This is a genomic window from Desulfurococcus sp. (assembly GCF_049970475.1).
GTDB lineage: Archaea > Thermoproteota > Thermoprotei_A > Sulfolobales > Desulfurococcaceae > Desulfurococcus > Desulfurococcus amylolyticus.
Genome location: NZ_JBMFMW010000004.1, coordinates 21843 through 27982, shown reverse-complemented (window position 1 = coordinate 27982; position 6140 = coordinate 21843). Strand labels below are relative to the sequence as shown.

The following is a 6140-nucleotide window of genomic DNA, read 5'->3' as shown; positions in this document are numbered from 1 at the left end:
TAGTAGACGATAACTATGAAACAATAAATGTTAAATGGGTGCTCAGAAAAAAGCCGACATACAGTGATATAGAGTCGCTATACGAGGCCTCCTGGCGTATAATAGGGTGCCACCGCGGAGATTGTTAGAGGGAATCCTAAAATATATTAAAATAAATTCTTTACTATGGAATATCCTAATTTAGTGAGGGACAGTATCATGGAACAAGCCTACGAGCCAAAAATTCGTGAGAAAAGATGGGATTTAAAGAGGGAAAAAGAGCTTCTTGAAACCTGGGATAAGGAAGGAGTATACAAATTCATATTTAATCCAGGTGATAACAGGGAGATCATTGCCATCGACACGCCCCCACCCTATGCAAGCGGTAAATGGCATGTCGGTGGAGCCGCCCACTATACCCAAATCGATATGATTGCCAGGTACTTTAGAATGAAGGGTTACAATGTACTTGTCCCATTCTACGCGGATAGAAATGGACTACCCGTGGAAGTACAAGTCGAGAAGACGTATAAGGTGAATCCACATGAACTCTCCGCAACACCGGAGGGTAGGGAGCACTTTCTAAAGCTCTGCAGGGAGTTCCTCGATAAAGCCGAGGGTGAGCTCGTTAATGTATGGAGGAGGCTTGGATGCAGTTTCCAATATTGGAGAAACGGTACTGACAGCGAGGAGTATAGGAGAATCACGCAGGCTACATTTATAGAGCTCTATAAGAGGGGCCTTATATATGAGGCTGAGAGACCGGTTAACTGGTGTCCCCGGTGCAGGACCTCGTTGGCTGACGCCGAGTTAGAGTATAATGAGGAGGAGACGTATCTATACTATATAAAGTTCCAGGTTAAGGAGACTGGTGAACACATAGTAGTAGCCACTACAAGACCTGAACTGCTACGTTCCTGTAAAGCCCTCGTGTATCATCCGGGCGATGAAAGATATGTCAAATACAAGGGAATGCACGCTATCAACCCTGTCTACGGTCATGAAATGCCTATATTGGAATATGAGGAGGTTGATCCAGGCTATGGCACTGGCTTGGTCATGGTATGTAGTTACGGTGATCAAAGAGACGTAAAGATGTTCAGGGATCTGGGGTTAGAACCTTTGATCATAGTAAGTAAGGAAGGCTACTTAACCAAAGAAGCTGGGATCCTCGCCGGGTTAAAGCTTACTGAAGCTAGAGCTAAAGTAGTGGAGATCCTTGAGTCGAATGGATTGCTGGTTAAAAAAGAGAAAATCAAGCACGACATTCCAGTGTGCTGGAGGTGTAAGACACCGATACAGATAGTGAACTCGAGGGAGTGGTTCCTGAAGCAATTGGATTTCAAGGATGAGTTGTTAAAAATAATCGATCAAATAGAGTTCAAGCCTTTAATGCATAAAAAGAAACTGGTTGACTGGATCAACAGTGTCTCGACTGATTGGCCGATAAGTAAGGATAGATACTATGCAACCGAGATCCCTCTGTGGAAATGCAGTAAATGTGGTTCAATACTGTTACCGGAACCTGGTAAATACTATAGACCCTGGAGGGAACCCGCGCCATGGGATAAATGCCCTGTATGCGGGGCTCCCCGTGAATACCTAGTAGGCGAGAAAAAAGTCTTCGACACATGGTTTGACAGCAGCATAAGTGTTCTATATGTAACCCACTATATAAGGGATCCTGTACTATTTGAGAAAGCATTTAAATACACGCTGAGGCCTCAGGGACAGGATATTATTAGAACATGGCTATATTACTCTATTCTAAGAGTATACCAGTTGACCGGGAAGCCTGCTTTCAAATGGGTTAGAATCACTGGAATGGGGCTTGATGAGAAAGGGGAAGCAATGCATAAGTCTAAGGGAAACGTTATCGATCCTGATCCATATGTTGAGAAATACGGGGCAGATGCATTTAGGTTCTGGGCTGCTATAAGTGCTAAACTAGGCTATGACTACAGATTCTCAGAGCAAACACTGAAAACCGGTTTATACTTTGCTACAAAACTATGGAATATAGCAAGGTATATCTCCAGCTTCCCGGAGCCCAAGGAATACAGGTTAAGGGGAATAGATAAAGCAACACTAGCGTACCTTGATAAAATAATTGAGAAGATTGATAAGGCATATAGCGAGCTCGATGTATACGAGCCGGTGAACGAGATCTATCAGTTCACATGGAATTATTTCGCCTCACACTACATCGAGTTAACCAAGTCTAGAGCATATAACAGGGATGGCAAATATAATGAGCTGGAACAGAAGGCAGCATGGTTCACACTCCACTATACCTTAAAATCAATACTTAAAGCCCTAGCACCCATAATGCCCTTTATAACAGATGCCATATATAGGGAGCTCTATGGGAGATCCATACACTTAGAGAGATTCCCGGAGCCAGATAGAGAGCGCTTAAAGCAACCACATAACCTCGTTGAGAAAGTGGTCAATGTTAACTCAGCTATATGGAGCTATAAGAAGAGGAATAATATGAAGCTAAGTGAACCATTAAGGGGCAAGGTATACCTGCCCAAGGGCCTTGAAGAGGTAGCAGAGGAACTGAGGGATCTCCATAAACTCGAAGAGATAGAATTCTACGAGGAAGCGCCCTCCAATACCATTGATGTAGGGGGCGGCGTATACTTGTCACCCTAAATATTAGTCTCCAAGGATTTTTCTCACTCTATACTCGATGCTCCAGGCAATCCTCTCTACATTGTCTTTAAGAGAGAGCCCTCCCTGATGAGGCTTTACTAGTCCCTTTCTCAGGGCATCCAGTACTTCTGTTATGCTTGACGCATCCTCGATAAGTATGTAGGTGTAGGCTGAGCCCACGTGTTCCGGTATGTGGGCATCACTATTTGCGACACCGGGTTTCCCCATGATCCTCGAAGCCTCCAGAGCTCTCTTATTAGCGTTTCTAGATGCGTGAGCATTCCATACCTCGATCGCATCCCATCCATCATAGTCGTACACCACGTCTCCTAACCCATGCCTCCAAGTATCGAAGGGGTGGGCTGGCACAACTACACAATTATTCTCATGAGCCTTATCTATCAGTAAGCCGACTTCACGGGGAAGCTCTACATCGTTCTCGCAGTAGACAAGTATATCCCCGCTATAACTCCTTAACTCTATCCCCGGTACCACTAGTATCTTAGTGTCACTAGTGTTCCTGGCTATTTCCCTCGAGAACCTGTATCCCTCTAACCCGCCTTTAAACGTGTCATGATCTGTTATAGAGATCACGTTAATACCTCTAATCAGGGCATGCCTTATTATCTCCCGTGGACTAGCTTTCCCATCACTGTAGGCTGAGTGTATATGGAGATCGGCTATAAGCATTAGTGAAATCACCGTTTTAAACTCATTATAGATATTCTAATACCTAGTGGTGTTTTAAGCTTGGCGAGGATCATCCTTGAACAATCCAAGTGCATACTATGTATGCTCTGCGTAGATTATTGTCCGGTAAACGTCTTTAGTATTAGAGGAGATAAAATAATGATTGATGAAGCAAAATGTATTGAATGTTATGCGTGTAAACCCCTATGCCCCGTGCATGCTATAGAAATACTTGACTAGGCCTATGCGTAGTAAGGCTTCAGTTCACTCTTACAATAAGGACACTTATAGTGTAGTGTTCTAGCATCGGCCGCACAGAAATACGCGTTTAACTTCTGGCTAACGCATTTCGGGCAATAATATATATTCTTTAAATCATAACCCTGTACAAAGTCCAGGGTTGTACCACATATAGCACATTTCTCGGTTGTCCACCCTTTATGACCAGATCTATTCACACCTTTAAGCAGGCCAATCGTCATTGCTTTCACACCCCTTTAATGCTTAACAGGTTTAGGAGTCCTTATAAATATTGGGGAACGCTTTGACCACGATATGCGCTACATCAGATATTCATAGCCCTCAGTACCTGGAATTATTTAAAAAAGCGCTGGCAAACTCCACATGTAAGCCGGATCTATTCATATTAGCTGGAGACATAGTCGAGCGCAATAACATAGCTGAGTACAGACGCGTCATAGAATTAATCAACTCGGTACATCCAGACGTACCGGTAGCAGCCGTATTCGGTAATGAAGAGTATATAGGCTCAGAGAAAGAGTATATAATGAGGTATCCCAACGTAATATTTTTACATGATAATTACAGGGTCATCGACACCTTAACAGGTAGAATAGTGGCCGTGGGTTCAAGAGGAGCGTTGGATAAGCCAACGCGATGGCAGGCCAAGAATATGCCCGGACTTATCAAATACTTTAGGGATCTACCAGATAAGATATCCTCCTTGATAAATCAAGCAGCCTCAACTAACCTACCCATCATACTTGTCACGCATTATGGTGTGACCTACAGGAATTTAACCGGTGAAAACCTCGCGATACACCCCTACCTTGCATCAAGGAGAATGGAGAATGTAATAGTAAACCATAGAAACGTGTTAAAGGCTGTTATACATGGACATGCCCACAACGGACTCGTTGAGAGCATTGATATCGATAGTGTTAAAGTATACAATGTCGCTCTACCAGCCAGAGGTAGAATAATTAAGGTTGAAGTATAGTAATAGAACTATCTAACCCCCTCTAATGCCGCTAACGCTGCTAGATTAGCCACTTGCTCCACGAAACCATTTAGAACAATGCCATTCTTCCTCAGTGATACATCAAGCTCGAAGAGTTTCCTTGCCCCTTCATGGGTTTCCATGAGCCCCAGCCTCCTCGCCTCAGATATGCCTTCCCTATACTGTTCACCGAGCCTCTCCTCAATCAAGTCGAGGTACAATAGGAGTATTGCAGCATGGGCATTCTTCAGCTTCCTATGGTATTCTACGAGTTTCCTCAAGCCGTTTAGAAGGAGGTTCTCACGGGGATCCAAGAGTATGAAGCCAGGCCACCTGGATCCCAGTGCCCGGAAGACATCCGTATATGATACCCCACCCTGAATCAACGATACCTGGGTCAACCCCGTTGAGGCTAGGTGTTCATTCATATCGCTTCTACCAATAGATTTCAATGAGTCTATGAAATGCCTTATGTCGCCCCATTTGTTGCCAGCTAGGATCGAGTCAAGGGATCTCTTGAATTTACCTGGATCGCTTAAAATGCTCTCGACCCCGCTGTAACCAAGTGCCATGGAAGCTATGAGCATAGGTGTGAAATATCCCGGGTGGACGATACTACAAACCCTATAGGCCTCTCTATAAGTTCTAGCCAGTATCCTTCCTAATTCAACGCTTGTCAACGCCTTTTCCCCTTTCCTAACCCTCTCCCCCTCTTCATACGCGCCTACAATGCCGTCTAGTATTGAAACAATGTTGCATGCTATCTCATCGAATAATTTATCGGGTCTCAATCTATGTAAGCCGCCAGGCTTTACATAGGTGTTTAAGCCATTTAATGCACCATACACGAGTATTTTCGCGACTTCTAGGCTCATACACAGCCCCTTTCAACTATAATTGTTACAGGTGATATTAATCACTGTGATTCACCTGGTTAAATAGTACTACATGCTTCCTCCCTGCACTCCTGCCCTAGCTCCTCGATGAGCATGCATAACAGCTTCCTTGTCCTCTCACTCAAACACTTAGCAAGCCTCTTAGAGTATTCCAGCCTGATGTACTTCTCAAGTCCTAATATTTTATCATGGAAATGGTTAATCGATTCCCCAAGGCTCCTACCATGCCTTTGACCATAGAGGAATACTCTTATAAAGCCAATAATGCCTAGTGCATCCAGTTTATCAGCATCACTTAAAACTATTGAGAGCTGTGATTCACCGTACTCGCCCGCCTTATTATAGCTATAGGAGTGTGCTTTTATCGCGTCAATAATGGTCTCTATCTTATCTCTTGGTAAACCCAGCTCGCCTAATAGCTCTTCAGCTATTAATGCAGAATAATACGCGTGAGGGTCACCTATCATCCTCCCGATGTCATGGAGGTATACAGCGATTTTGAGGAGATCCTCGCTGATCTTTACACCTCCTTCCCTCACGATTCTCAGCGAGTAGCCCAATACTCTTTCAATATGTGGCCATCCATGATCCAGGGAGTTATCATATAATACCCTACATATCTTCTCAAGAATGTTCACCACATCCTGTAAACCCTTACTACTCATCCATGATCACCA

The 6140-nt window shown here is 44.0% G+C and carries 7 protein-coding genes; 3 read left to right on the top strand and 4 right to left on the bottom strand.

Going from position 1 to position 6140, the window contains the following annotated elements; genetic code table 11:
• The first annotated feature begins 198 nt into the window (after positions 1-198).
• The gene (locus ACP5N5_RS00710) at positions 199-2637 is read left to right on the top strand and encodes a valine--tRNA ligase (RefSeq protein WP_428131213.1); all 2439 of its coding nucleotides are present in this window, start codon (positions 199-201) and stop codon (positions 2635-2637) included.
• A gap of 3 nt (positions 2638-2640) precedes the next feature.
• Here the strand turns inward: ACP5N5_RS00710 and ACP5N5_RS00705 are convergent, their stop codons facing one another.
• The gene (locus tag ACP5N5_RS00705; RefSeq protein WP_428131208.1) at positions 2641-3327 is read right to left on the bottom strand and encodes a PHP domain-containing protein; all 687 of its coding nucleotides are present in this window, start codon (positions 3325-3327) and stop codon (positions 2641-2643) included.
• A 60-nt stretch (positions 3328-3387) separates the two neighbouring features.
• On the opposite strand from ACP5N5_RS00705, the gene ACP5N5_RS00700 reads away from it, so the two are divergent.
• A complete protein-coding gene (locus ACP5N5_RS00700; protein ID WP_042667754.1) occupies positions 3388-3567 on the top strand; it encodes an indolepyruvate ferredoxin oxidoreductase subunit alpha in 180 nt (59 codons plus the stop codon).
• Positions 3568-3569: 2 nt separating this feature from the next.
• Here the strand turns inward: ACP5N5_RS00700 and ACP5N5_RS00695 are convergent, their stop codons facing one another.
• Complete coding sequence (locus ACP5N5_RS00695) at positions 3570-3809, bottom strand: hypothetical protein (RefSeq protein ID WP_014767935.1); 240 nt, start codon at positions 3807-3809, stop codon at positions 3570-3572.
• A gap of 62 nt (positions 3810-3871) precedes the next feature.
• Here ACP5N5_RS00695 and ACP5N5_RS00690 point away from each other — a divergent pair, with 62 nt between their 5' ends.
• On the top strand, positions 3872-4567 hold the full coding sequence (locus ACP5N5_RS00690; protein ID WP_428131201.1) for a metallophosphoesterase family protein: 696 nt from the start codon (positions 3872-3874) through the stop codon (positions 4565-4567).
• Positions 4568-4575: 8 nt separating this feature from the next.
• Here the strand turns inward: ACP5N5_RS00690 and ACP5N5_RS00685 are convergent, their stop codons facing one another.
• Positions 4576-5442 carry a hypothetical protein gene (locus ACP5N5_RS00685; RefSeq protein ID WP_012608723.1) on the bottom strand — a complete coding sequence of 289 codons (867 nt, stop codon included), beginning with the start codon at positions 5440-5442 and terminating at the stop codon, positions 4576-4578.
• A gap of 59 nt (positions 5443-5501) precedes the next feature.
• Positions 5502-6128: an HD domain-containing protein gene (locus tag ACP5N5_RS00680; protein WP_042667757.1), complete on the bottom strand. Its 627-nt coding sequence runs from the start codon at positions 6126-6128 to the stop codon at positions 5502-5504.
• Positions 6129-6140 lie beyond the last annotated feature (12 nt).